The following is a 23,193-nucleotide window of genomic DNA, read 5'->3' on the forward strand; positions in this document are numbered from 1 at the left end:
TTATGGTTTTATTATAGGTATGAAAAGGAATGAGATTCTTCTTAAATATCCGCTTGTGATGCGTTAGCCAGGTACAAAAAAGCCCCGACCAGCGGGGCTTTATCGATGTGCGGTAAGAATTACTTCTTAGCAGCGCGTTCGAAAGAGGCGATGATTTCTGCTTTCGCCGCTTCTGCGTTGTCCCAGCCGTCAACTTTAACCCACTTGCCTTTTTCGAGGTCTTTGTAGTGCTCGAAGAAGTGAGTGATCTGCGCTTTCAGCAGTTCTGGCAGGTCGTTCACATCTTTGATGTGATCGTACTCTTTGCTCAGCTTGGTGTGCGGTACCGCAACCAGTTTCGCATCTTCGCCGGATTCGTCGGTCATTTTCAGCACGCCAACTGGGCGGCAGCGAATGACTGCGCCTGGCTGCAGTGGGTATGGCGTCGGAACCAGCACGTCAACCGGGTCACCGTCCAGAGACAGGGTGTGGTTGATGTAACCGTAGTTGCATGGATAGAACATCGCGGTAGACATGAAACGGTCTACAAACAGCGCACCGCTCTCTTTGTCCACTTCGTATTTGATAGGATCTGCGTTAGCCGGGATTTCGATAACAACGTAGATGTCTTCTGGCAGTTCTTTACCCGCAGGGACGTTGAGTAAGCTCATGTCTGTGTCCTTTAAAATGGATGGTAAACAAGTGGCAGGTATTATAGCCAACTGGCGCTGAATGTCTCCGCCTGTTTTCGTCTTCTCACCGCGTTCGTCTCACTTTTCAGACCGATTCCATGACAGAAAAATCCATAAACTCAGCCGCATTTTTCATGGAGAAATGAAAGCGATTACAAACTTGTGATTAACGTTTTATTCACTTTTCTGAAGTGTGATGTAACGCAATTCGTTACATATTTCATTGGCTATAGTCATTTCGCAGAACATCTTTTAACCAACAATAACTCACCCTACGAGGACGTTCATATGTGGAAGCGCTTACTTCTTGTCACAGCAGTTTCGGCAGCCATGTCGTCTATGGCGATGGCCGCACCTTTAACCGTAGGATTTTCGCAGGTCGGCTCTGAATCAGGCTGGCGTGCGGCAGAAACCAACGTGGCGAAAAGCGAGGCCCAGAAACGCGGCATCACGCTGAAGATCGCCGATGGTCAGCAAAAACAGGAAAACCAGATTAAAGCCGTGCGTTCGTTTATTGCGCAGGGTGTGGATGCCATCTTTATTGCGCCCGTTGTGGCCACCGGCTGGGAGCCTGTCCTGAAGGAAGCGAAAGACGCTGAGATCCCGGTCTTCCTGCTCGATCGTTCCATCGATGTAAAAGACAAATCTCTCTATATGACCACCGTGACCGCCAACAACGTTCTTGAAGGGCAATTAATTGGTGACTGGCTGGTGAAACAGGTGGATGGCAAGCCGTGTAACGTCGTTGAGCTGCAAGGTACGGTCGGCGCGAGCGTGGCCATCGACCGTAAGAAGGGGTTTGCTGAGGCCATCGCCAAAGCGCCAAACATTAAAATTATCCGTTCTCAGTCCGGCGACTTTACCCGCAGTAAAGGTAAAGAGGTCATGGAGAGCTTTATCAAGGCTGAAAACAACGGCAAGAACATCTGCATGGTTTACGCCCACAACGATGACATGGTGATCGGGGCGATTCAGGCCATTAAAGAAGCGGGCCTGAAACCGGGCAAAGATATTCTCACCGGCTCTATCGACGGCGTGCCGGACATCTACAAAGCGATGATCGACGGCGAAGCCAACGCCAGCGTGGAGCTCACGCCAAACATGGCCGGTCCGGCATTCGATGCGCTGGAGAAATTCAAGAAGGACGGCACGATGCCTGAGAAGGTGACGGTCACCAAATCCACTCTCTACCTGCCGGATACCGCGAAAGAAGAGTTAGAGAAGAAGAAAAATATGGGCTACTAAGCTTGTCTGAACATGCCGGGTGACGCTGCGCTTACCCGGCCTACGATACGCTCTTTTGTAGGCCGGATAAGCGTAGCGCCATCCGGCTTGATGCAGGGGGAAAACCATGACCACTGAACAACACCAGGAAATCCTCCGCACAGAGGGCTTGAGTAAATTCTTCCCCGGCGTAAAAGCGCTGGATAACGTTGATTTTAGCCTGCGACGCGGCGAGATCATGGCGTTGCTGGGCGAGAACGGTGCGGGGAAATCGACGCTGATTAAAGCCCTGACCGGGGTTTATCACGCCGATCGCGGCACCATCTGGCTGGAAGGTAACGCCATATCACCCAAAAATACCGCCCATGCGCAGCAGCTGGGGATCGGGACGGTCTACCAGGAGGTGAACCTGCTGCCGAACATGTCGGTCGCGGATAACCTGTTTATTGGCCGGGAGCCACGACGCTTTGGCCTGCTGCGCCGCAAGGAGATGGAAGCGCGGGCGACAAAACTGATGGCGTCTTACGGCTTCTCTCTCGACGTACGCGAGCCGCTGAACCGTTTTTCCGTCGCCATGCAGCAGATTGTCGCCATTTGTCGCGCTATCGACCTCTCGGCAAAAGTGCTGATCCTTGATGAGCCCACCGCCAGCCTCGATACCCAGGAAGTGGAGATGCTCTTTACCCTGATGCGCCAGCTGCGCAATCAGGGCGTGAGCCTGATCTTCGTCACCCACTTCCTCGATCAGGTGTATGAGGTGAGCGATCGCATTACGGTGCTGCGTAACGGCAGTTTTGTCGGCTGCCGCGAAACCCGCGAGCTGCCGCAGATTGAACTGGTCAAAATGATGCTCGGCCGCGAGCTGGAATCCAATGCGCTCCAGCGTGCCGGCCGTACGCTGCTGAGTGAGAAACCGGTCGCCGCGTTCAGTGATTTCGGCAAGAAAGGGGTCATCTCGCCGTTTAACCTGGAGGTGCGCCCCGGTGAAATTGTCGGTCTGGCGGGCCTGTTAGGCTCGGGCCGTACCGAAACCGCCGAGGTGATCTTCGGGATCAAGCCTGCAGACAGCGGCACCGCGCTGATCAAAGGTAAACCGCAAACCCTGCGCTCGCCACATCAGGCCTCCTGTCTGGGTGTGGGCTTCTGCCCGGAAGACAGAAAAACGGATGGCATTATTGCCGCCGCCTCGGTGCGGGAAAATATCATTCTGGCCTTACAGGCGCAGCGCGGCTGGCTGCGGCCGATCACACGGAAAGAGCAAAACGCCATTGCCGAGCGCTTTATTCGCCAGCTCGGTATCCGTACCCCGAGCGCAGAACAGCCGATAGAGTTCCTCTCCGGGGGCAACCAGCAGAAGGTACTGCTTTCCCGCTGGCTGCTGACCAAACCTCAGTTCCTGATCCTCGATGAACCGACCCGCGGCATTGACGTGGGGGCGCACGCCGAAATTATCCGCCTTATTGAAACCCTGTGCGCGGACGGGCTGGCGCTGCTGGTCATCTCGTCTGAACTGGAGGAGCTGGTGGGCTATGCCGATCGCGTCATCATCATGCGCGATCGCAAGCAGGTGGCAGAGATCCCGCTGGATAAACTGTCCGTTCCGGCAATCATGAATGCCATCGCGGCGTAAGGAGTGAATCGTGATGTCTCGTTCGCTTTCGCAAACTGGCGAAACAAAACGCCGCTTCAACTGGCCGACCGGCACGCCGCAAATCGCCGCGCTGCTGGTGGTGTTGCTGGTCGATAGCCTGGTCGCACCGCATTTCTTCCAGATAATCGTGCAGGATGGCCGCCTGTTCGGCAGCCCGATCGATATTTTAAACCGCGCCGCGCCGGTGGCGCTGCTCGCCATTGGTATGACGCTGGTGATCGCCACCGGCGGGATCGACCTTTCTGTTGGCGCGGTGATGGCCATTGCCGGGGCGACGGCAGCCTCAATGACCGTGGCCGGGCACAGCCTGCCGGTGGTGCTGCTGGCGGCGTTGGGCACCGGCGTGCTGGCCGGACTGTGGAACGGCATTCTGGTGGCGGTGCTCAAAATCCAGCCGTTTGTTGCCACGCTGATTTTGATGGTGGCCGGGCGCGGTGTCGCACAGCTCATCACCTCGGGGCAGATTGTTACCTTCAACTCGCCGAACCTGGCGTGGCTCGGGAGCGGCAAGCTGCTCTTCTTCCCCACGCCGGTGATCATTGCGCTGGTGACGCTGGTGGTGTTCTGGATCTTTACCCGCAAAACGGCGCTGGGCATGTTCATTGAAGCGGTCGGGATCAACATCCGTGCGGCACGCAACGCCGGGGTCAATACGCGGCTGATGGTGATGCTCACGTACGTATTGAGCGGCGTGTGTGCCGCCATCGCTGGGGTGATCGTCGCGGCAGATATTCGTGGGGCTGATGCCAACAACGCCGGGTTATGGCTGGAGCTGGATGCGATCCTGGCGGTGGTCATTGGCGGCGGATCGCTGATGGGCGGGCGCTTTAACCTGCTGCTCTCGGTAATTGGTGCGCTGATTATTCAGGGCATGAACACCGGGATCCTGCTTTCCGGGTTCCAGCCGGAACTCAACCAGGTGGTGAAAGCGGTGGTCGTGCTCTGCGTGCTGATCGTTCAGTCACCGCGCTTTGTCAGCATCATTAAGGGGATCCGTGGCCATGATAAAACGTAATTTACCGTTAATGATCACGCTGGGCGTGTTTGTGCTGGGCTATCTCTACTGCCTGACCCAGTTCCCGGGGTTCGCCTCGACGCGTGTGATTTGTAACATACTGACGGACAACGCCTTTTTAGGCATCATCGCGGTCGGCATGACCTTTGTGATCCTCTCCGGGGGGATTGATCTCTCCGTCGGATCGGTGATCGCCTTTACCGGCGTGTTCCTTGCCAAAGCGATCGGTTTCTGGGGCATCTCGCCGCTGGTGGCGTTTCCGCTGGTGCTGGTGATGGGCTGTGCGTTTGGTGCCTTTATGGGGCTTCTGATTGACGCGCTCAAGATCCCGGCCTTTATCATTACGCTTGCCGGAATGTTCTTCCTGCGCGGCGTGAGTTATCTGGTGTCTGAGGAGTCGATCCCGATCAACCATCCGGTGTACGACACGCTCTCCAGCCTGGCGTGGAAAATCCCCGGCGGGGGCCGCCTGAGCGCGATGGGGCTGCTGATGCTGGGCGTGGTGGTCATTGGTATCTTCCTTGCCCATCGCACCCGGTTTGGTAATCAGGTCTACGCTATTGGCGGCAACGCGACCTCGGCCAACCTGATGGGGATCTCCACCCGTAGCACCACCATCCGCATCTATATGCTCTCCACCGGGCTGGCGACGCTGGCGGGGATTGTCTTCTCCATTTACACCCAGGCGGGTTACGCGCTGGCCGGGGTTGGCGTTGAACTGGATGCGATTGCCTCTGTGGTGATTGGCGGCACGCTGCTCAGCGGCGGGGTGGGGACGGTGCTGGGAACACTGTTTGGCGTGGCAATCCAGGGGCTGATCCAGACCTATATCAACTTTGACGGCACGCTCAGCTCCTGGTGGACGAAAATCGCCATCGGCATTTTACTGTTTATTTTTATTGCCCTGCAGCGCGGTCTGACGGTGCTCTGGGAGAACCGCCAGAGCTCGCCTGTTACCCGCGTGAACACATCAGTAACAGAGCGATAACATGCTGAATTTGCTTAAAGTCTAAACATTTTCCGGTAGCGGCCGATACTCTTTTTTTATGCCCAGAAATATCTCGCTACCGGAAATAACATCATGCTTAAAACGCTATCGATTCGTACCGGCTTGCTCTCTTTACTGGCCGTTATGACCCTTCTGCTGCTGATTGTCAGCGGCATTGGCATTTATGCCCTCACACAGAGTTCTTCGTCACTTCAGCGCATCAACCACCTTCAGGGTGAGCAGATGGTGCAGCTCAATTCTGGCTATACGCTGATCCTTCGTGCGCGCAACGAGGCGGGCCAGGCCGTCAGAATGATGGAAATTGGTCTGCTGGACGATGCTGCGAAATCGGTGAAAAGCATTAATCAGGAGATCGCCCTGGCGCAAAAAACGCTGAAGGGCGTGATCGACGCAGGCGTGGCCGATCCCCAGGGACAGCAGTTGCTGGATAAGGTGGCGGCCAGTCTGGCGGCCTATAACCAGCAGGGGATCAACCCAATGTTGAAAGCGCTGAACGAACAGAGCGCAGACAGCTATTACGATCTGCTGGAGAGTAAGCTCATTCCGGTAGCAAAGCAGTTTGATAACGATATGCAGGCGTTCCAGATGTGGAGCGACGCGCGCGGGAAAGCGGAAGTCAGCGCCGTGCAGTCGAGCAAAACGCGGGTTCTGGTCCTGATCGTTGTCGCGGCGCTGCTGACGGCAGGCATCATTGTGCTGGCCTGGCTGGTGCTGCGCCACATGCTGCTCAAGCCGCTCTCGGCGTCGATTGCGCAGCTGGAAAACGTCGCCGCGGGGGATTTAACCCACACGCTGAATGCCCCGGCGAGCCAGGAGTTCAACCGTCTGAACGCTGCCATCGAGGGCATGCGCCAGTCGCTGATGCACTCGGTGCTGCGGGTCCGCGATGCCAGCTCGCAAATTGATACCGGCAGCCGCGAGCTGACGGCGGGAAACAGGGATCTTGCCGAGCGCACGGAGTCCACCGCGACCTCGCTGGAGCAGACCGCCGCCAGCATGGAAGAGATCACCGCCACGGTGAAACTCAACGCGGATAACGCCGAGCAGGCGCACCAGCTGGCGAAATCTGTCTCGGATACTGCCGATCACGGCAGCGAAATGGTCTGCTATGTAATTGAGAAAATGCGCGATATCTCCGGCAGCTCGGCGCGCATTGCCGACATTCTGAGCGTTATTGACGGCATTGCCTTCCAGACCAATATTCTGGCGCTGAACGCCTCCGTGGAAGCGGCGCGTGCGGGCGAGCAGGGGCGCGGTTTTGCCGTCGTTGCGGGCGAGGTACGCAATCTTGCCAGCCGCAGCGCCGATGCGGCAAAAGAGATCCGTTCACTTATCAGCGACTCGCAGACCCACGTTAATGAGGGCAGCGAGCTGGCGCAGCAGGCGGGCGAAACGATGGATGAGATCGCAACCGAAGTGCTGCGCATGACCAAACTGATGCGCGAAATTGCTACCGCGTCTCAGGAACAGAGCCGCGGCATTGAACAGGTGAATATTGCGGTAAATCAGATGGATGAAACCGCGCAGCAGAATGCGGCGCTGGTACGGCAATCCTCTGCCGCGACGCGCTCGCTGGAAGAGCAGTCGCGCCAGCTGATGGAAGCCATGTCATCATTTAAACTGACGACGCAGAGTGTCGCATAATATTCCCCAACCCTGGTACATTCTGTACCAGGGTATTATTCTCGGACAAATTAATCGCGCTAATATTATCGTGAATATTACCGAGTAATATTTCCAGCTGGTGAGTTAAGGTTAACGCTTTTTCCGTCGGCTCAAGATATAACCCTTTACGGATAAATAGCGGTTCAGCAAAAAGCTGGCTAAAGCGCTTCAACGCCAGGCTCACGGCCGGGCGTGACATCTCCAGCCGGACAGAGGCCTTCGCCATGCTGCCGCAGCGGACCACTTCAATAAAGACAGGAATAAGATTTAAATCGATGCCGGTATTGGCACGGGAATAGTTTTTCGTCACGGGTACGCTCCAGGAAATATCTGTCAAACTGTTATGGAAATAATGCAGGAGCGAATCTGAATATTAAAGCGCGTTTTTTATAAACACTTATACGGTAAATTATATAAATGTATTGGGGAGCCAGAGCGGCTCCCCGGGAGAGGGATTACGCGTCCGGATACTCACGGATAAAACGTTCAACGTCTTCAACCATATGGTTGTTGCCGACGAAGAAGGAACGACGCTGGTGCAGACTTTCTGGCACGATGTCCAGAATGCGCTCTTTACCATCGCTCGCCTTGCCGCCCGCCTGTTCCGCCAGGAACGCCATCGGGTTGCATTCATACAGCAGACGCAGCTTCCCGTCCGGGTGGCTGGCGGTGCTTGGGTAGAGGTAAATGCCGCCTTTCAGCAGGTTACGGTGGAAATCCGCAACCAGGGAACCAATATAGCGGGAGGTGTAAGGGCGTTGCGTCGCTTTATCTTCTTCCTGGCAGAATTTGATGTACTTCTTCACGCCAGTCGGGAACTTGATGTAGTTACCTTCGTTGATGGAGTAGGTGTTGCCCTTCTCCGGGAAGCGCATACGTTCCTGACACAGGCAGAACACGCCCAGCGACGGATCGTAAGTAAAGGCATGAACGCCACAGCCGGTGGTGTAGACCAGCATGGTGGAGGAGCCATACACGACATAACCGGCAGCAACCTGCTGACTGCCAGGCTGCAGGAAATCTTCTTCTGTCACCGGCGTGCCAACAGGCGTGACGCGGCGGTAGATGGAGAAAATGGTACCGACAGAAACGTTAACGTCGATGTTGGAGGAGCCGTCCAGCGGATCCATCAGAACAACGTATTTCGCGTGTTCACACCCTTCGAATACGACAATTTCATCTTCTTCTTCAGAGGCGATACCCGCAACGATGTCGCGCGCGCGCAGTGCAGCTTTCAGTTTTTCATTTGCGAACAGATCGAGTTTCTGCTGAACCTCGCCCTGAACGTTCTCGGCACCGCTGGCACCCAGGATATCGACCAGACCGGCCTTGTTGATATCACGGTGGATGATCTTAGCGCCCAGCTTTATTGCCGACAGCAAAGCAGTGAGTTCACCGGTAGCATGAGAGAACTCGTGCTGCTTTTCGACAATAAATTCACCTAACGTTTTCATAACACTTTCCCTGCATCTTTGTGAGTAGAGCGATTGTATGTTCACTAAAACGACTAATGCCCAACAATCTTAACAAATATTCAAATAGTAGCGCAGAGGTGAATCGCGCCAGCAATATACGGATTTACCTGAAATGCGTTTCACACCCGCTAACATGTGAGTAAAATGTGCGCCACATTGAAGAAGGATAGTGACGTATGCGCATTCATATATTGGGGATTTGTGGCACTTTCATGGGCGGACTGGCAATGCTGGCGCGCTCGCTGGGCCATGAAGTGACAGGTTCGGACGCCAATGTGTATCCGCCGATGAGCACGCTCCTGGAGAAGCAGGGCATCTCTCTGATTCAGGGCTATGATGCCAGCCAGCTGGATCCCGCGCCGGATCTGGTGATCATTGGCAACGCCATGACGCGAGGTAATCCGTGCGTTGAGGCGGTACTGGAACGCAATATTCCGTTCATGTCTGGCCCACAGTGGCTGCATGATTTCGTCCTGCGCGACCGTTGGGTTGTTGCCGTGGCCGGTACGCACGGTAAAACCACCACCGCCGGTATGGCGACCTGGATCCTTGAAGCCTGTGGTTACAAGCCTGGCTTTGTCATTGGCGGCGTTCCGGGCAATTTCGACGTGTCTGCGCGTCTGGGGGAGAGCCCGTTCTTTGTGATCGAAGCCGATGAGTACGACTGTGCGTTCTTCGACAAGCGCTCCAAGTTTGTACACTACTGCCCGCGCACGCTGATCCTCAACAACCTTGAGTTCGATCATGCGGATATCTTTGACGATCTGAAAGCCATTCAGAAACAGTTCCACCACCTGGTACGCATCGTTCCGGGTCAGGGCCGTATCATCCTGCCGGAGAACGACATCAATCTTAAGCAGACCATGGCGATGGGCTGCTGGAGCGAGCAGGAGCTGGTGGGTGAGCAGGGCCACTGGCAGGCGAGAAAACTCAACGTGGATGCATCGGAGTGGGAAGTGTGGCTCGACGGCGAGAAAGTGGGTGAGGTGAAGTGGGGCCTGGTTGGCGAACACAACATGCACAACGGCCTGATGGCAATCGCTGCCGCACGCCATGTGGGTGTTCAGCCTGCGGACGCAGCGAATGCACTGGGTTCGTTTATCAATGCCCGTCGCCGTCTGGAGCTGCGCGGTGAAGCCCACGGCGTAACCGTGTATGACGATTTCGCGCACCACCCAACCGCTATTCTGGCGACGCTTGCAGCGTTACGCGGCAAGGTCGGCGGTACCGCGCGCATTCTGGCGGTGCTGGAGCCACGCTCTAACACCATGAAAATGGGCATCTGCAAAGACGATCTCGCGCCATCCTTAGGGCGTGCCGACGAAGTCTTCCTGCTGCAGCCACAGCATATTCCGTGGCAGGTAGCTGAAGTGGCCGATGCCTGCATTCAGCCTGCGCACTGGAGTGCGGATGTTGATGCTCTGGCGGATATGGTGGTGAAAGCCGCTCAGCCGGGTGACCATATTCTGGTGATGAGTAACGGCGGTTTTGGTGGGATCCATCAGAAGCTGCTGGACGGTCTGGCGAAAAAGGCTGAGGCCGCAGAGTAAAAAAAGCCCGGTGGCGCTAGCGCTTACCGGGCCTACATTACTCTTCTCCCTCTCCCCTATGGGGAGAGGGCTGGGGTGAGGGGGGAAAAGGCGGTTCGATATTACTCTTCGTTCTCAGACAGCTCGCGCAGATACTGGAAAATCAGACGCGCGGACTTCGGCGGCTTATTCCCTTCTTTCTCTTTCTTCGCGTTGCGGATCAGTGAACGCAGCTGCTGGCGGTCGGCATCCGGCCACAGGTTCAATACTTCCGGTACCGCATCATCACCCTGTTCAATCAGACGGTCGCGGATCTGCTCCAGCTTGTGGAACAGCGCAACCTGCTGGTTGTGGCGGTTTTTCAGTTTATCCAGCGCCTGGCGGATCGGATCGACGTCGCGCTGACGCAGCATTTTACCGATAAGCTGAAGCTGGCGACGACGGCCTTCTTTTTTGATTTTCTGTGCCAGTTCAATGGCATCACGAAGATCCTGGTCGAGCGGGATCTTATCCAGCGCGTTTTTACCCAGTTCCACCATTTCTGCGCCAAGCTGTTTTAACTCTTCGGCGTCGCGTTTAATTTCACTTTTACTGACCCAGATGATCTCATCATCTTCGTCTTCGATGTCATCACCGGGAACGTCGTCGAGCCAGTCTTCGGGCTGCTTAGTCATGTCAGGCTCCTTAAAAAAAGAGGCTAATGTTACCAGTTAAGACGCGCACTGAAAAACGGTTCTCTGTTAGACTTCAGTTAACTCTCTCTTACAGTATGGCATTTGCGATGAAAGTAACCTCACAAGTTGAAGCGCAGCGTAAGATTCTGGAAGATGCCGTCTCCACCGCGCTGACGCTCGCTTCAGGTAAATCAGATGGCGCCGAAGTGGCGGTCAGCAAAACCACCGGCATTAGCGTGAGCACCCGCTATGGCGAAGTGGAGAATGTAGAATTTAACAGCGATGGCGCACTGGGGATCACGGTCTATCACCAGAACCGCAAAGGCAGCGCGTCGTCTACCGATCTCAGCCCCGATGCCATTGCCCGTACCGTGCAGGCGGCGCTGGATATTGCGCGTTACACCTCACCGGATCCTTATGCAGGCGTTGCGGATAAAGATCTGCTGGCCTTTGATGCCCCGGATCTCGATCTTTTCCACCCGGCGGAAGTCACCCCGGACGAAGCCATTGAGCTGGCCGCACGCGCCGAACAGGCGTCTTTGCAGGCGGATAAACGCATCACCAATACCGAAGGCGGCAACTTCAACAGCCACTACGGCATCAAAGTCTTCGGCAACAGCCACGGGATGCTGCAGGGCTACTGCTCAACCCGTCACTCGCTTTCCAGCTGCGTGATCGCCGAAGAGAACGGCGATATGGAGCGGGATTACGCTTACACCATCGGCCGCGCGCTGGGGGATTTACAGTCCCCTGAGTGGGTGGGCAAAGCGTGTGCCGAACGCACGCTGTCTCGCCTGTCACCGCGTAAGCTCTCCACCATGAAAGCCCCGGTTATTTTTGCCAATGAAGTGGCGACCGGCCTGTTTGGCCATCTGGTGGGCGCTATCGCGGGCGGCTCAGTTTACCGTAAATCGACCTTCCTGCTCGACTCATTGGGCAAACAGATCCTGCCGGAATGGCTGACCATTGAAGAGCACCCGCACCTGCTGAAAGGGCTGGCCTCTACGCCGTTCGACAGCGAAGGCGTGCGCACGGAACGCCGCGATATCGTTAAAGACGGCATTCTGACCCAGTGGCTGCTGACCAACTACTCCGCGCGCAAGCTGGGGCTGAAAAGCACCGGACATGCGGGGGGAATCCATAACTGGCGCATTGCCGGACAGGGCCTGAACTTCGAGCAGATGCTGAAAGAGATGGGCACCGGCCTGGTGGTGACAGAACTGATGGGCCAGGGCGTGAGCGGCATTACCGGAGACTACTCTCGCGGTGCGGCAGGCTTCTGGGTCGAAAACGGCGAGATTCAGTATCCGGTGAGCGAAATTACCATCGCCGGCAACCTGAAGGACATGTGGCGCAATATCGTTACGGTCGGTAACGATATTGAAACACGTAGCAATATACAGTGTGGTTCTGTATTACTGCCGGAAATGAAAATCGCCGGCCAGTAATACCCGAAAAGCGTTTTAATAATAAAAAAGGAAGTGAGCAATGCGTAAACACCTGTTAGCGATCGTCGCGGCTTCAACGCTGGTTCTTGGCTCTTCTGCGTTTGCTGCCGATCTTGAAGACAACATGGACATCCTCAGTCAAAACCTGAAGGTCGTTCAGAAAACGGACAATGCGGCAGAAATGAAAAGCGCATTGACCAAAATGCGTGAAGCGGCGCTGGACGCGCAAAAAGCGACGCCGCCAAAGCTGGAAAGCAAAGCGGCAGACAGCGCAGAGATGAAGGACTATCGCCACGGCTTTGACGTGCTGGTCGGTCAGATTGACGGCGCGCTGAAGCTCGCTAACGAAGGCAAAGTGAAGGAAGCCCAGGCGGCAGCCGACCAGTTTGTCGCGACGCGTAACACGTATCACAAAAAGTATCGTTAATTGGGTGCCTGAGCTGTACGTCCTTTCCCGTATGCGGGGGCGCAGTTAGCGCCCCCGCATCTTTGCTCCCTACTGGCCGGAGCGACACTCCATTCGCGCTGTCACTTCAAGCGAGCCGTTTCGAAAACGGATCTCGCACAGTGTTTTCCTCGTCACCAGCGTTAAGATGATTTTTGTCAAAGCAATAATCATCAAAACCCGGATAATTGGGGATTGGCGTTTCATGGATGCCTCCTTGCTTTAAAGCGGGCGAGGTAGCGAACTCCACGGTCCGACGTGTCGTTTCGAGCCCCCGCCCTGATTTTTTATCAGGCGGGGCTTTCCACTTTCCGTCCCATGCCTGAGACGGTCAGTCTCAAGCACCCGCCGCCACTCTAGCGAATCCCCATAAGAAAACCTTATCCACGTCACATTTCTACGAGTCGGCTCGTAATCTTTTCCGCTTCGCTCTTCCCATATTTGCCGTCAGATAACGTGATATTCATCACGTAAATACAGCGATTTATCCAGATTCAGCCTATTTATGTGGCACAGATCACTGCTGCGGCTCGCCTTTCCACTTCGAAGTGGAAAACAACTCGCTACAAACCCGCCATCGCCAACGTTAGTTTTATTCCAGAGCCATTAACGGGGTAAGACCAGTGAGTAACGGAGCGGTAATGAACGACGTTGGGGATCAGGCGGAGCAAACAGAAAAGCTCGCGAACACCATGCTGCAGCAGGTTTATGCCCTGCTGGCCCGGCACAACATCATCCCCAATGCAGTACAGGAACAGATGCTCACCTCCCATGTCCGCGCGATGGCGCACCGGTCAGTGACCGGCGAGCCGTTGCCGGAAGTGGAGGCAGAACTGTTCGACGAAATTTCACCGGATTCAATGCGGCTCGCCCGTGAAGTGGTAGCGCAGTTTGGCAACCTTCCTGACGAAGAAGCCTGGCTGCTCTCCGTTCACTTTGAAGTCGCGAAAGACAACCTTTAAGGAGCAACACATGGAACAGATTACAGTCGTGATTGGCGATCGCCTGGGTAAAGGCCAGAAAGTGGCTGCCGGTGTGGAAAAAGCGGGTGGACGTGCGGTTGTCGTGCCGGGTATGGCGGCAGATATGAAACTCGGCGACGTCATGAAAGCGGAAAACGCCACCTTCGGCATCTCCTTCTGCGGCAGCGGCGGCGCGGGTGCCATCACGGCGCAAACCAAATATGGCTACAAAGCGAAATACGGCATGCGCTCCGTGGATGAGGGGGTGACCGCCATCAACGAAGGCTGCAACGTGCTGGGCTTTGGCTTTATGGATAAAGAAGAGCTGGGCGAGCGTCTGGTGCAGGCGTGGCAGAAGAAGCACGGCGCATAAGCATGAAAGAACAGTTCACAACCACGGTGAGAGTGAAGGGGAAGGGCGACGCCAAAGCGCGCGCCTTTGCCGACGCACTCAACCACGTTCAGGCCGCGGTGATGAAAGCCTCACCGCATATCTTACTGCGTATTGAGCCACAGGATGTGCAGGTCGTTCAGGCGCAAGAAGCGGTGCGTAAAGAAGCGTTTCTGTTCTTCTTTTTGCGCCGGGAAAGACGCACCTACAGCGTGGAGCTGGATGTGACCGTCAACGTGACCGCCATCAATCTCGACCAGGTGGATTTCGTCACGCAACGCTGATTATTCATAAAAGGGCAGACTGATGTTCTTAATTATATTAATAAAATCGCTCATCATTGGCGGCCTGGTAGGCGTCGGTGTTGGAGCCGGGGCTGCACGCATGTTTCATGCGCCTACCACTCAGGGTATGGGCGCGTTTCGTACGTTGGGGGAACTGAACTCCTGCGAAGGGGATCCGGCTTCTCACTTCTCCTTTGGGTTAGGCTTCTTCTTTAACGCCTGGGCCTCTTCCGTGGCCGCAGGTGCCTTCACACAGGACGTAGACCACCGCATCATCCCAAACTGGGGTGCTGCAGCCTTGATGATCAAAAACCGTAACGTCGGCGAAACGCTGCACGATCCCCGCAAGATGGCGATTGCCTGCGGCATCATCGGCATGATTGTCGTCACCTTCCTTAACCTGACTGCCTCGTCTGTTCCGGCCGCACTGCAGGTCACCGCCGTTAAGGTGCTGGTACCGGCGGCAAACCTACTGGTGAACACCGTGATGCCGGTGATCTTCTGGCTGGCGGCCATCGACGCGGGTAAAAAATCCGGCTTCTGGGCGACCATCTTCGGCGGCGCGGCGCAGCTGATTATGGGTAACGCCGTACCGGGCCTGGTACTGGGGATCCTGATCGGTAAAGGCGTGGAAGAGAGCGGCTGGAACCACGTCACCAAAGTGATGATGGCGGCCATCGTTCTGCTCTTCGTGCTGAGCGGCTTCTTCCGCGGCTTCGACATGAAGATGATTGAATCCTTCCATCTGACCGTGCCGAACTGGCTCGACATGATCCACAACTCGCTCAGCGGTAAATAACAGGAGCCTCTACATGGAACAGAATAAAGGTTTTTGGTATGCCGACTGGTCGTTCCCGATCTTCGTTGGCCTGCTCTCCTCCGGCGTGTTTGCCGGGACGCACATGTACTACCTCTACGGCATCGGCGCGTTTAACGAAGTGGCCTTCGTGGCGATGCTGAAAGCGGGAATTGATACCGGTGTATACGGCGCAGTGGCGGCGTTCGGCGCAAGCTTCCTGTTCGCCCGTATTATCGAAGGATCGCTGGTAGGGATCCTCGACATCGGCGGGGCTATCCAGACCGGCGTGGGTCTGGGTGTGCCAGCACTGCTGCTGGGCGCGGGGATCATGTTCCCGGTGACCAACTTCATTGCCTCGCTGATTACCGGCCTGGTGATTGGTCTGGCGATCGGCTACGTCATCATCCTGGCGCGTAAGTTCACCATCAACCAGAGCAACTCCACCTACGGGGCGGACGTGATGATGGGCGCGGGCAATGCCTCCGGTCGTTTTCTGGGGCCGTTGATTATCCTCAGCGCCATGACCGCTTCTATTCCGATTGGCGTCGGTTCCCTGCTGGGCGCGCTGCTGTTCTACATCTGGCAGAAGCCGATCACCGGCGGTGCCATCCTTGGCGCCATGATTTTAGGCTGGTTGTTCCCGGTCGCCCTTTAATACCTGCGGGCGCGCTGGCGCCCGCCTTATCAGGAGAACCCCATGTTTGATTTACTCCTGCGCCGTGCGCGCCTTAGCGACGATACCCTGACCGATATCGCCATTCTGGACGGGAAAATTGCCGCAACAGGCGACATAGACGCTCCCGCCCGCAAAACGGTGGAGCTGAACGGTGACGTGTTCGTCAGCGCAGGCTGGATCGACTCCCACGTCCACTGCTACCCGAACTCCCCTATTTACCACGACGAACCGGACAGTGTGGGTATTGCCACTGGCGTCACTACCGTGGTGGATGCGGGCAGTACCGGTGCCGACGACGTGGACGATTTCTACGAAATCACCCGCAAAGCCTCAACCGAGGTCTTTGCCCTGCTGAATATCTCCCGCGTGGGGCTGATTGCCCAGAACGAGCTGGCCAATATAGCGAATATTGATGCCGATGCCGTGAAGCAGGCGGTGAAACGCCACCCTGATTTTATCGTCGGGCTGAAAGCGCGCATGAGCAGCAGCGTGGTGGGTGAAAACGGTATTACGCCGCTGGAGCGTGCGAAAGCCATTCAGAAAGAGAACGGCGACCTGCCGCTGATGGTGCACATCGGCAATAACCCGCCTAACCTCGACGAAATTGCCGAGCTGCTGAGCTCGGGCGACATCATTACCCACTGCTACAACGGCAAGCCAAACCGCATTCTGACGCCCTCCGGCGAGCTGCGCGCCTCCATCACCTCTGCCCTGAAACGCGGTGTGCGGCTGGACGTAGGCCACGGTACGGCGAGCTTCAGCTTTGAAGTGGCGAAACGCGCCATCGCGATGGGCATTCTGCCGCACACCATCAGCTCGGATATCTACTGCCGCAACCGCATCAACGGCCCGGTGGGCTCGCTTTCGAGCGTGATGTCGAAATTCCTCGCCATCGGCATGTCATTGCCGCAGGTGATTGACTGCGTCACCGCCAACGCCGCCGACGGCCTGCGCCTGACGCGCAAAGGGCGTATCGAACCCGGTCTCGACGCCGACCTGACGCTGTTCACCGTTAAGCGCCAGCCGACGGTGCTGACGGATGCTGAAAACGACAGCCTGCAGGCTGAACACATTCTGGTGCCGCTTGCCGCGATCCGCGCGGGCAAGGGCTACATGACCGAACAAGGGAGCACGGAACATGCCTTCGATTTATGAGAAGTACCACTTAAAGCAAGTCATCAACACCTCTGGCCGCATGACGGCGCTGGGTGTCTCCACGCCGCGCCCGGAGGTGGTGCAGGCGGCGATGGACGGCATGAATCACTATTTCGAGATGAAAGATCTGGTCAATAAAACCGGGGAATACATCGCGAAACTGCTGGATGTGGAGGGCGCGACGGTGGTCTCCTGCGCATCCGCGGGCATCGCCCAGTCCGTGGCGGCGGTGCTGGTGAAAGACAGCGACTGGCTGCTGGAAAACCTGCACGTTACCCCAATTGAGAACAACGAAATCGTGCTGCCGAAAGGGCACAACGTTAACTTTGGCGCGCCGGTGGGCACCATGGTGGCGCTGGGCGGCGGCAAGCTGGTGGAAGCGGGCTACGCTAACGAATGCTCCGCCGATCAGCTGGCGGCGGCCATCACCCCGCGCACCGCCGCGATCCTTTACATCAAATCGCACCACTGCGTGCAGAAAAGCATGCTCAGCGTTGAGCAGGCGGCGGTTGTGGCGCGCAAACACGATCTGCCCCTGATCGTCGATGCCGCAGCGGAAGAAGATCTGCATACCTATTACCGCTCCGGCGCCGATCTGGTGATCTACAGCGGCGCGAAAGCGATCGAAGGGCCCACCAGCGGCCTGGTGATCGGCAAGACCCAGTACGTTGAGTGGGTGAAGCGCCAGACGGCGGGCATTGGCCGCGCCATGAAGGTGGGTAAAGAGGGGATCCTCGGCCTGACCTGCGCCATCGAACACTACCTGACGGCGACTAAAGAGAGCGGGGCGGAGATGGTGGCGAAGATGACGCCGTTTATCGACGCGCTCAACACCCTGAACGGCGTTACCGCGCGCGTGGTCTGGGACAGCGCCGGTCGCGATATCGCGCGTACCGAGATTAAGTTTGACGAAGCCGTAACCGGCATCGGCACCGGCGAGCTGGTGAATGCCCTGAAGCAGGGGGAATACGCCATTTATTTCCGCGGCTACAAGGCCAACGAAGGGATTATCGAAGCGGACGTGCGCAGCGTGAACGCTGACCAACTGAACATTGTGTACCGCCGCATAAGCGAAGTGTTAGGACAGGAGAAAAAGGCATGAAACTGACCCCCAATTTTTACCGTGACCGCGTCTGCCTGAACGTGCTGGCAGGCTCAAAAGCGAACGCCAGCGCCATTTACGAGGCGGCGGAAGGTCATGTGCTGGTGGGCGTGCTCTCCAAAAATTACCCGGACGTGGCCAGTGCGGTTGCTGATATGCGCGAGTACGCGGCGCTGATTGATAACGCACTCTCGATAGGTCTGGGGGCGGGTGACCCGAACCAGTCGGCGATGGTAAGTGAAATCTCCCGTCAGGTGCAGCCGCAGCACGTTAACCAGGTTTTCACCGGTGTAGCCACCAGCCGTGCGCTGCTGGGGCAGAATGAATCGGTGGTCAACGGTCTGGTCTCCCCGACCGGCACCGTCGGGATGGTAAAAATCTCCACCGGCCCGCTGAGCAGCGCGGCACCGGACGGCATTGTGCCGGTTGAAACGGCGATCGCCCTGCTGAAAGACTTTGGCGGCAGTTCAGTCAAATACTTCCCGATGGGCGGCCTGAAGTGCCGTGACGAATACCAGGCCGTGGCGGAAGCCTGCGCCCGTCACGACTTCTGGCTGGAACCGACCGGGGGAATCGATCTGGATAACTACGAGGCGATCCTGCAGATCGCCCTGGACGCGGGCGTGAGCAAAATCATTCCGCATATTTATAGTTCGATTATCGACAAGGCCAGCGGCGATACGCGTCCGGAAGATGTGCGTACGCTGCTTGCGATGACGAAGAAGCTGGTGAAGTAAAACAAAACCTTACCCCTCACCCCAGCCCTCTCCCCAAAGGGGAGAGGGTGTAATCGTCCCCTCTCCCCTTTGGGGAGAGGGTTAGGGTGAGGGGGGAACACACCGCACAAACCCGAAGGAGCCACCATGCACACCCGTACCCTGCTTGTCGCTTCACTCTCTTTACTGGCTAACGCCGCTATCGCCCAGCCGCAGTACGCCTGGGTGGGCACCTATAACCCCAACGGGGAAGGGCTGTACCGCTTTACCATTGACCCGCAAAGCGGCGCGCTCGGTAATAAAACGCTGGTGAGTCAGTTGCCGAACGCCGCGCAGCTGGCCGTCTCGCACGATGGCAAAACGCTGTATCTGGCAAGCGAAGTGGAGCAGGGCATGGTACAGGCGCTGCGCGTGGGCGCTAACGGCGAGCTGAGCGAGCTGAATCAGGTCTCCTCCGGCGGTGCGGGGCCGGTCTATCTTTCGCTCACGCCAAACGGTCAGCATCTGCTGGTAGCAAACTACGTAAGCGGATCGATTGCAGTGCTGCCGATCAAAGCCGATGGCAGCCTGGGTGACGCCACGGATCGGCACCAGGATCAGGGTGAGCCAGGCGCTGCGAAACCGGAGGCGGCGGCAGAAGGCAGTTTTGCTATCAGCGATCATAATGGCCCCCATGCGCACATGATCGCCGCCGATCCGAGCGGGAAATATGTGTTTTCCACCGATCTGGGGTTGGATCGTATCTATCAGTACCGCTTTGACGATCGAACCGGCAAGCTGACGCCGAACGATCCGCCGTTTATCAGCGCCTCCTCAAAAGGGGCCGGGCCGCGGCACTTTGTCTTTACGCCGAAGGGGGATGCGCTGTGGCTGATTAACGAAGAGGCGTCTACGCTCACCCATTATACGCTGGACAGCAACGGCAGGCTGAAAGAGGGCAAAACGCTCTCCGCGTTGCCAGAAGGTTACAAAGGCACCAGTTTTGCGGCCGGACTGGCGCTGAGTGCAGATGGTAAACAGCTGTACGTGGCTAACCGTTTGCATAACAGCATCGGGCACTTTACCGTAACAGCGGAGGGCACGCTGACGCATCAGGACGATGTCTGGACGCGTGGCGACTACCCGCGCACCCTGACGCTCGATAAACAGGGGCGCTGGCTGTACGTCATGAACCAGCGCAGCGACAACATTACCCGTTTCCGCGTCGGTCAGGACGGCAAGCTAAGCTTTGAGTCAGACTATACCCCGGTCGGCAGCCCATCCCAGATGGTCATTTCACCCTGAGCAGTAAGAGGACAACGACGTGCGATTTCCGAACCAACGTTTAGCGCAACTTTTCGATCTGTTGCAAAACGAGACGCTGCCGCAGGACGAGTTGGCGCAGCGGCTGTCGGTCTCCACGCGAACCGTCCGGGCGGATATTTCCGCCCTGAACGCGCTGCTGGCAAGCCACGGCGCGCAGTTTATTCTCAGCCGCGGCAATGGCTACCAGCTCAAAATTGACGATGCGGTACGTTATCAGCAGCTACAGGCTTCCCATCCGCGCGCGCTGCGCATTCCCCGTACCGGGCCGGAGCGCGTGCATTATCTGGTGGTGCGTTTTCTCACCTCGGCGTTTTCACTCAAGCTGGAAGACCTGGCCGATGAGTGGTTCGTCAGCCGCGCCACGCTGCAGAGCGACATGGTGGAGGTGCGGGAGTGGTTCCACCGCTACAACCTGACGCTGGAAACGCGTCCACGCCATGGCATGAAGCTGTTTGGCAGTGAGATGGCGACCCGCGCCTGTCTGACCGATCTGCTCTGGGAACTGGCCCAGCAGGACAGCCTGAACCCGCTGGTGACCGACGTGGCGCTCAATGCCGGAGTAGCAGAGCAGATGGTGCCCGTACTGCACGAGGCGCTGACGCGGCATCACATCCGCCTGACCGACGAAGGCGAGCTGTTCCTGCGACTCTACTGCGCGGTGTCGGTTCGCCGCATCAGCGAGGGGTACCCGCTGCCGGAATTCCACGCCGAAGATGTGGAAGAGAACGTGCGTGACGCGGCGAAAGATATCGCGGTGACCATCCAGCAACTGGCGGGCAAAGCGCTTTCCCCTTCGGAAGAGAGCTGGCTGTGCGTGCATATCGCCGCGCGGCAGATCCAGGATATCGCGCCGAGTGCCATCAATGCGGATGACGACGAAGCGCTGGTCAACTACATCCTGCGCTATATCAACACCCACTATAACTACAACCTGCTCAGCGACGAGCAGCTGCATGCGGATCTGCTTACCCATATCAAAACCATGATCACCCGCGTGCGGTATCAAATCATGATCCCGAATCCGCTGCTGGATAACATCAAGCAGCACTATCCAATGGCGTGGGATATGACGCTGGCGGCAGTCTCAAGCTGGGGCAAATACACGCCATATGTGATCAGCGAAAACGAGATTGGCTTCCTGGTGCTGCATATTGGCGTCGGGCTGGAGCGCCACTATAACATTGGCTACCAGCGCCAGCCGCGCGTGCTGCTGGTGTGCGATGCCGGTAATGCCATGGTGCGTATGATTGAGGCGGTGCTGCAGCGCAAATACCCGCAGATTGAGGTCACACGCACGCTTACGCTTCGCGAGTACGAGCAGACGGAATCCATTAACGAAGACTTTGTGATCTCAACTGCCCGCGTCAGTGAAAAGTCTAAGCCGGTGGTGATGATCGCCCCGTTCCCGACGGACTACCAGCTGGAGCAGATCGGCAAGCTGGTGCTGGTGGACAGAACCCGTCCGTGGATGCTGGACAAATACTTCGACGCTGCGCATTTCCGTATTCTCAACGCCCCTGTGGACCAGCAAACGCTGTTCCGCGAACTCTGCGTCCAGCTTGAAGAGGAGGGCTTTGTGGGGGCTGAGTTCCTCGACTCGGTCGTTGAACGTGAAGCCATCGTCAGCACCATGCTCGGCGACGGCATCGCGCTGCCGCACTCCCTTGGCCTGCTGGCACAGAAAACGGTGGTCTACACCGTACTCGCCCCGCACGGCGTCCAGTGGGGCGACGAAACCGCCCACGTTATCTTCCTGCTCGCCATCAGCAAAAGCGAATACGAAGAGGCGATGGCGATCTACGATATTTTCGTTACCTTCCTGCGCGAACGTGCGATGTCACGGCTCTGTAACTGCGGAGATTTTGCCGAGTTTAAGGCGGTGGCGATGGAGAGTTTGAGCCGGTTTTGAGAGGCGTTATCCAGAATTCGATGTAATGCGAATGTAATGCTAAACTGCATTACACATTCGATTCTCCTGGAGGCATAATGGCTACGCTTAACGTCCGTCTGGATGACAAACTCAAAAACGAGGCTTATGCCGTGCTGGAAAAACTCAATATCACCCCAACAGAAGCCGTGCGACTCCTTTTTCAGTATGTCGCCGAGACGGGACGCATGCCGGTGAAAACGGTCACGATTAGCGACAGCGAAGATGCGCTGATACAGACAGTCCGGGAACGACTGGCTAATCCGCAAAAGGGAATTAAGGTTAGTCTGGATGACTTATGAACTGGAATTTGACCCGAGGGCGTAAAAAGAGTGGAGCAAGCTGGGGGAGACTGTAAAAAAGCAGTTCAGGAAGAAACTTGCCGGGGTGTTGGTAAACCCCCGGATCGAATCGGCCCGTCTGCATACCCTGCCTGATTGCTACAAAATAAAACTCAGATCCCAGGGTTACCGTTTGGTCTATCAGGTTCAGGACAACGTGGTAACGGTAGTTGTCATCGCTATTGGGAAAAGAGAGAAATCAGCCGTGTATCACGATGCTAACAAACGGCTATAGCGTTCAGCGCAAATGATGCACAACCTGGTTACTGCTGCCGCGCCAGATAAGCGCCGGGTCTTTTAAATCCTGTACAAATTTGCCGTCGACCAGCACGTTAATCAGATCCACCACTTCCCTTTGCTGCGCGTTCAGCTCGTCCAGCTTATAGCCCGTCCAGACCCAGATATCTTTTCCTGCGCACTCGCGGCGAATGCGTTTCACCAGCTTCAGGATCTCCGGCACGTTTTGCGGATGCAGCGGATCGCCGCCGGAGAGCGAAATCCCCTGGCGTTTGATGCGGGTGTCGTTGAGGTCGTTAATGATCCGCTCTTCCATCTCGGCGGTAAACGGCATGCCGGAATTGAGCCGCCAGGTGCTTTTGTTGTAGCAGCCAAGGCATTCGTGCACGCAGCCTGAGACAAAAAGAGTGCAGCGGGTGCCGGGGCCGTTAACGATGTCGACGGGGTAGTACTGGTGATAGTTCATAGCGTTAACCTGATGCCCTCACCCCG

26 protein-coding genes are annotated in these 23,193 nt (G+C 56.7%); 20 read left to right on the top strand and 6 right to left on the bottom strand.

Annotated features, from left to right (window positions below; genetic code table 11):
• Positions 1–119: 119 nt before the first annotated feature.
• Positions 120–650 carry an inorganic diphosphatase gene (gene ppa / locus ACMWKA_RS14365; protein ID WP_008501423.1) on the bottom strand — a complete coding sequence of 177 codons (531 nt, stop codon included), beginning with the start codon at positions 648–650 and terminating at the stop codon, positions 120–122.
• A gap of 309 nt (positions 651–959) precedes the next feature.
• Between ppa and ytfQ the strand changes: the two genes are divergently transcribed.
• From ytfQ to ACMWKA_RS14390, 5 genes are all read left to right on the top strand, one after another.
• Complete coding sequence (gene ytfQ, locus ACMWKA_RS14370) at positions 960–1,916, top strand: galactofuranose ABC transporter substrate-binding protein YtfQ (RefSeq protein ID WP_014882271.1); 957 nt, start codon at positions 960–962, stop codon at positions 1,914–1,916.
• Between the two features lie 106 nt (positions 1,917–2,022).
• The gene (ytfR, locus tag ACMWKA_RS14375) at positions 2,023–3,525 is read left to right on the top strand and encodes a galactofuranose ABC transporter, ATP-binding protein YtfR (protein WP_414760357.1); all 1,503 of its coding nucleotides are present in this window, start codon (positions 2,023–2,025) and stop codon (positions 3,523–3,525) included.
• A gap of 10 nt (positions 3,526–3,535) precedes the next feature.
• Positions 3,536–4,561: a galactofuranose ABC transporter, ATP-binding protein YtfT gene (gene ytfT, locus ACMWKA_RS14380; protein ID WP_161799150.1), complete on the top strand. Its 1,026-nt coding sequence runs from the start codon at positions 3,536–3,538 to the stop codon at positions 4,559–4,561.
• On the top strand, positions 4,548–5,549 hold the full coding sequence (gene yjfF, locus ACMWKA_RS14385) for a galactofuranose ABC transporter, permease protein YjfF (protein ID WP_014830436.1): 1,002 nt from the start codon (positions 4,548–4,550) through the stop codon (positions 5,547–5,549). Before ytfT ends, yjfF begins: the two co-directional genes overlap by 14 nt.
• Before the next feature lie 93 nt (positions 5,550–5,642).
• Positions 5,643–7,214, top strand: coding sequence for a methyl-accepting chemotaxis protein (locus ACMWKA_RS14390; protein ID WP_414760358.1), 1,572 nt, complete (start codon positions 5,643–5,645; stop codon positions 7,212–7,214).
• Here the strand turns inward: ACMWKA_RS14390 and ACMWKA_RS14395 are convergent.
• Positions 7,186–7,545, bottom strand: a complete 360-nt coding sequence (locus ACMWKA_RS14395) for a helix-turn-helix domain-containing protein (RefSeq protein WP_045292405.1) — start codon at positions 7,543–7,545, stop codon at positions 7,186–7,188. The two genes, ACMWKA_RS14390 and ACMWKA_RS14395, sit on opposite strands and share 29 nt — an antisense overlap.
• A 145-nt stretch (positions 7,546–7,690) precedes the next feature.
• A complete protein-coding gene (fbp, locus tag ACMWKA_RS14400; protein ID WP_013095345.1) occupies positions 7,691–8,689 on the bottom strand; it encodes a class 1 fructose-bisphosphatase in 999 nt (332 codons plus the stop codon).
• Positions 8,690–8,886: 197 nt separating this feature from the next.
• Here fbp and mpl point away from each other — a divergent pair, with 197 nt between their 5' ends.
• Positions 8,887–10,260, top strand: coding sequence for a UDP-N-acetylmuramate:L-alanyl-gamma-D-glutamyl-meso-diaminopimelate ligase (mpl, locus tag ACMWKA_RS14405; protein WP_414760359.1), 1,374 nt, complete (start codon positions 8,887–8,889; stop codon positions 10,258–10,260).
• Positions 10,261–10,361: 101 nt separating this feature from the next.
• On the opposite strand, the gene yjgA is transcribed toward mpl, so the two are convergent.
• Complete coding sequence (gene yjgA, locus ACMWKA_RS14410; protein WP_008501414.1) at positions 10,362–10,913, bottom strand: ribosome biogenesis factor YjgA; 552 nt, start codon at positions 10,911–10,913, stop codon at positions 10,362–10,364.
• Between the two features lie 95 nt (positions 10,914–11,008).
• Between yjgA and pmbA the strand changes: the two genes are divergently transcribed.
• The gene (gene pmbA / locus ACMWKA_RS14415; protein WP_414760385.1) at positions 11,009–12,361 is read left to right on the top strand and encodes a metalloprotease PmbA; all 1,353 of its coding nucleotides are present in this window, start codon (positions 11,009–11,011) and stop codon (positions 12,359–12,361) included.
• A 40-nt stretch (positions 12,362–12,401) separates the two neighbouring features.
• Entirely contained in the window at positions 12,402–12,788 is a 387-nt protein-coding gene (gene cybC, locus ACMWKA_RS14420) for a cytochrome b562 (protein WP_013095348.1), read from the top strand.
• 69 nt (positions 12,789–12,857) lie between these two features.
• Here cybC and ACMWKA_RS14425 read toward each other — a convergent pair whose 3' ends face one another.
• Positions 12,858–13,013: a Hok/Gef family protein gene (locus tag ACMWKA_RS14425; protein ID WP_414760360.1), complete on the bottom strand. Its 156-nt coding sequence runs from the start codon at positions 13,011–13,013 to the stop codon at positions 12,858–12,860.
• A 416-nt stretch (positions 13,014–13,429) separates the two neighbouring features.
• Here ACMWKA_RS14425 and ACMWKA_RS14430 point away from each other — a divergent pair, with 416 nt between their 5' ends.
• The 12 genes from ACMWKA_RS14430 (at position 13,430) to ACMWKA_RS14485 (ending at position 22,699) form a co-directional block, all read left to right on the top strand.
• Positions 13,430–13,768: a glycine dehydrogenase gene (locus tag ACMWKA_RS14430; protein ID WP_028027887.1), complete on the top strand. Its 339-nt coding sequence runs from the start codon at positions 13,430–13,432 to the stop codon at positions 13,766–13,768.
• 10 nt (positions 13,769–13,778) lie between these two features.
• Positions 13,779–14,141, top strand: coding sequence for an SFCGS family glycine-rich protein (locus ACMWKA_RS14435; RefSeq protein WP_006179053.1), 363 nt, complete (start codon positions 13,779–13,781; stop codon positions 14,139–14,141).
• Positions 14,142–14,143: 2 nt separating this feature from the next.
• A complete protein-coding gene (locus ACMWKA_RS14440) occupies positions 14,144–14,443 on the top strand; it encodes a DUF4312 family protein (RefSeq protein ID WP_006810338.1) in 300 nt (99 codons plus the stop codon).
• Positions 14,444–14,465: 22 nt separating this feature from the next.
• Positions 14,466–15,242: a DUF4311 domain-containing protein gene (locus ACMWKA_RS14445; RefSeq protein ID WP_006810337.1), complete on the top strand. Its 777-nt coding sequence runs from the start codon at positions 14,466–14,468 to the stop codon at positions 15,240–15,242.
• 13 nt (positions 15,243–15,255) lie between these two features.
• Positions 15,256–15,897: a DUF4310 family protein gene (locus ACMWKA_RS14450; protein ID WP_013095350.1), complete on the top strand. Its 642-nt coding sequence runs from the start codon at positions 15,256–15,258 to the stop codon at positions 15,895–15,897.
• Positions 15,898–15,939: 42 nt separating this feature from the next.
• A complete protein-coding gene (locus ACMWKA_RS14455) occupies positions 15,940–17,073 on the top strand; it encodes an amidohydrolase/deacetylase family metallohydrolase (protein ID WP_414760361.1) in 1,134 nt (377 codons plus the stop codon).
• A complete protein-coding gene (locus ACMWKA_RS14460) occupies positions 17,057–18,175 on the top strand; it encodes a DgaE family pyridoxal phosphate-dependent ammonia lyase (protein WP_013095352.1) in 1,119 nt (372 codons plus the stop codon). Before ACMWKA_RS14455 ends, ACMWKA_RS14460 begins: the two co-directional genes overlap by 17 nt.
• The gene (dagF, locus tag ACMWKA_RS14465; RefSeq protein WP_048971369.1) at positions 18,172–18,912 is read left to right on the top strand and encodes a 2-dehydro-3-deoxy-phosphogluconate aldolase; all 741 of its coding nucleotides are present in this window, start codon (positions 18,172–18,174) and stop codon (positions 18,910–18,912) included. Before ACMWKA_RS14460 ends, dagF begins: the two co-directional genes overlap by 4 nt.
• Positions 18,913–19,038: 126 nt before the next feature.
• Entirely contained in the window at positions 19,039–20,175 is a 1,137-nt protein-coding gene (locus tag ACMWKA_RS14470) for a lactonase family protein (RefSeq protein ID WP_048971367.1), read from the top strand.
• A gap of 19 nt (positions 20,176–20,194) precedes the next feature.
• Positions 20,195–22,105 carry a BglG family transcription antiterminator gene (locus ACMWKA_RS14475; RefSeq protein ID WP_048971365.1) on the top strand — a complete coding sequence of 637 codons (1,911 nt, stop codon included), beginning with the start codon at positions 20,195–20,197 and terminating at the stop codon, positions 22,103–22,105.
• Between the two features lie 77 nt (positions 22,106–22,182).
• Positions 22,183–22,425 (top strand): type II toxin-antitoxin system RelB/DinJ family antitoxin, encoded by a 243-nt coding sequence (locus tag ACMWKA_RS14480; protein WP_008501400.1) that lies wholly within the window; start codon positions 22,183–22,185, stop codon positions 22,423–22,425.
• Between the two features lie 40 nt (positions 22,426–22,465).
• Positions 22,466–22,699 carry a type II toxin-antitoxin system RelE family toxin gene (locus ACMWKA_RS14485; RefSeq protein ID WP_227440654.1) on the top strand — a complete coding sequence of 78 codons (234 nt, stop codon included), beginning with the start codon at positions 22,466–22,468 and terminating at the stop codon, positions 22,697–22,699.
• A gap of 3 nt (positions 22,700–22,702) precedes the next feature.
• Here ACMWKA_RS14485 and nrdG read toward each other — a convergent pair whose 3' ends face one another.
• Positions 22,703–23,167 (bottom strand): anaerobic ribonucleoside-triphosphate reductase-activating protein, encoded by a 465-nt coding sequence (gene nrdG, locus ACMWKA_RS14490; protein ID WP_048971364.1) that lies wholly within the window; start codon positions 23,165–23,167, stop codon positions 22,703–22,705.
• Positions 23,168–23,193: the final 26 nt, after the last annotated feature.

The sequence above is a fragment of the Enterobacter sp. 03-F-07-AD-ECC genome (assembly GCF_047530935.1).
Classification (GTDB): domain Bacteria; phylum Pseudomonadota; class Gammaproteobacteria; order Enterobacterales; family Enterobacteriaceae; genus Enterobacter; species Enterobacter cloacae.

Excerpts from the sequence above, each read along its gene's own strand:
- ppa (WP_008501423.1), bottom strand. The coding sequence starts at position 650 with ATGAGCTTACTCAACGTCCCTGCGGGTAAAGAACTGCCAGAAGACATC.
- ytfQ (WP_014882271.1), top strand. The coding sequence starts at position 960 with ATGTGGAAGCGCTTACTTCTTGTCACAGCAGTTTCGGCAGCCATGTCG.
- ytfR (WP_414760357.1), top strand. The coding sequence starts at position 2,023 with ATGACCACTGAACAACACCAGGAAATCCTCCGCACAGAGGGCTTGAGT.
- yjfF (WP_014830436.1), top strand. The coding sequence starts at position 4,548 with ATGATAAAACGTAATTTACCGTTAATGATCACGCTGGGCGTGTTTGTG.
- ACMWKA_RS14390 (WP_414760358.1), top strand. The coding sequence starts at position 5,643 with ATGCTTAAAACGCTATCGATTCGTACCGGCTTGCTCTCTTTACTGGCC.
- fbp (WP_013095345.1), bottom strand. The coding sequence starts at position 8,689 with ATGAAAACGTTAGGTGAATTTATTGTCGAAAAGCAGCACGAGTTCTCT.
- mpl (WP_414760359.1), top strand. The coding sequence starts at position 8,887 with ATGCGCATTCATATATTGGGGATTTGTGGCACTTTCATGGGCGGACTG.
- yjgA (WP_008501414.1), bottom strand. The coding sequence starts at position 10,913 with ATGACTAAGCAGCCCGAAGACTGGCTCGACGACGTTCCCGGTGATGAC.
- pmbA (WP_414760385.1), top strand. The coding sequence starts at position 11,009 with ATGGCATTTGCGATGAAAGTAACCTCACAAGTTGAAGCGCAGCGTAAG.
- cybC (WP_013095348.1), top strand. The coding sequence starts at position 12,402 with ATGCGTAAACACCTGTTAGCGATCGTCGCGGCTTCAACGCTGGTTCTT.
- ACMWKA_RS14425 (WP_414760360.1), bottom strand. The coding sequence starts at position 13,013 with ATGAAACGCCAATCCCCAATTATCCGGGTTTTGATGATTATTGCTTTG.
- ACMWKA_RS14435 (WP_006179053.1), top strand. The coding sequence starts at position 13,779 with ATGGAACAGATTACAGTCGTGATTGGCGATCGCCTGGGTAAAGGCCAG.
- ACMWKA_RS14440 (WP_006810338.1), top strand. The coding sequence starts at position 14,144 with ATGAAAGAACAGTTCACAACCACGGTGAGAGTGAAGGGGAAGGGCGAC.
- ACMWKA_RS14445 (WP_006810337.1), top strand. The coding sequence starts at position 14,466 with ATGTTCTTAATTATATTAATAAAATCGCTCATCATTGGCGGCCTGGTA.
- ACMWKA_RS14450 (WP_013095350.1), top strand. The coding sequence starts at position 15,256 with ATGGAACAGAATAAAGGTTTTTGGTATGCCGACTGGTCGTTCCCGATC.
- ACMWKA_RS14455 (WP_414760361.1), top strand. The coding sequence starts at position 15,940 with ATGTTTGATTTACTCCTGCGCCGTGCGCGCCTTAGCGACGATACCCTG.
- ACMWKA_RS14460 (WP_013095352.1), top strand. The coding sequence starts at position 17,057 with ATGCCTTCGATTTATGAGAAGTACCACTTAAAGCAAGTCATCAACACC.
- dagF (WP_048971369.1), top strand. The coding sequence starts at position 18,172 with ATGAAACTGACCCCCAATTTTTACCGTGACCGCGTCTGCCTGAACGTG.
- ACMWKA_RS14470 (WP_048971367.1), top strand. The coding sequence starts at position 19,039 with ATGCACACCCGTACCCTGCTTGTCGCTTCACTCTCTTTACTGGCTAAC.
- ACMWKA_RS14480 (WP_008501400.1), top strand. The coding sequence starts at position 22,183 with ATGGCTACGCTTAACGTCCGTCTGGATGACAAACTCAAAAACGAGGCT.
- nrdG (WP_048971364.1), bottom strand. The coding sequence starts at position 23,167 with ATGAACTATCACCAGTACTACCCCGTCGACATCGTTAACGGCCCCGGC.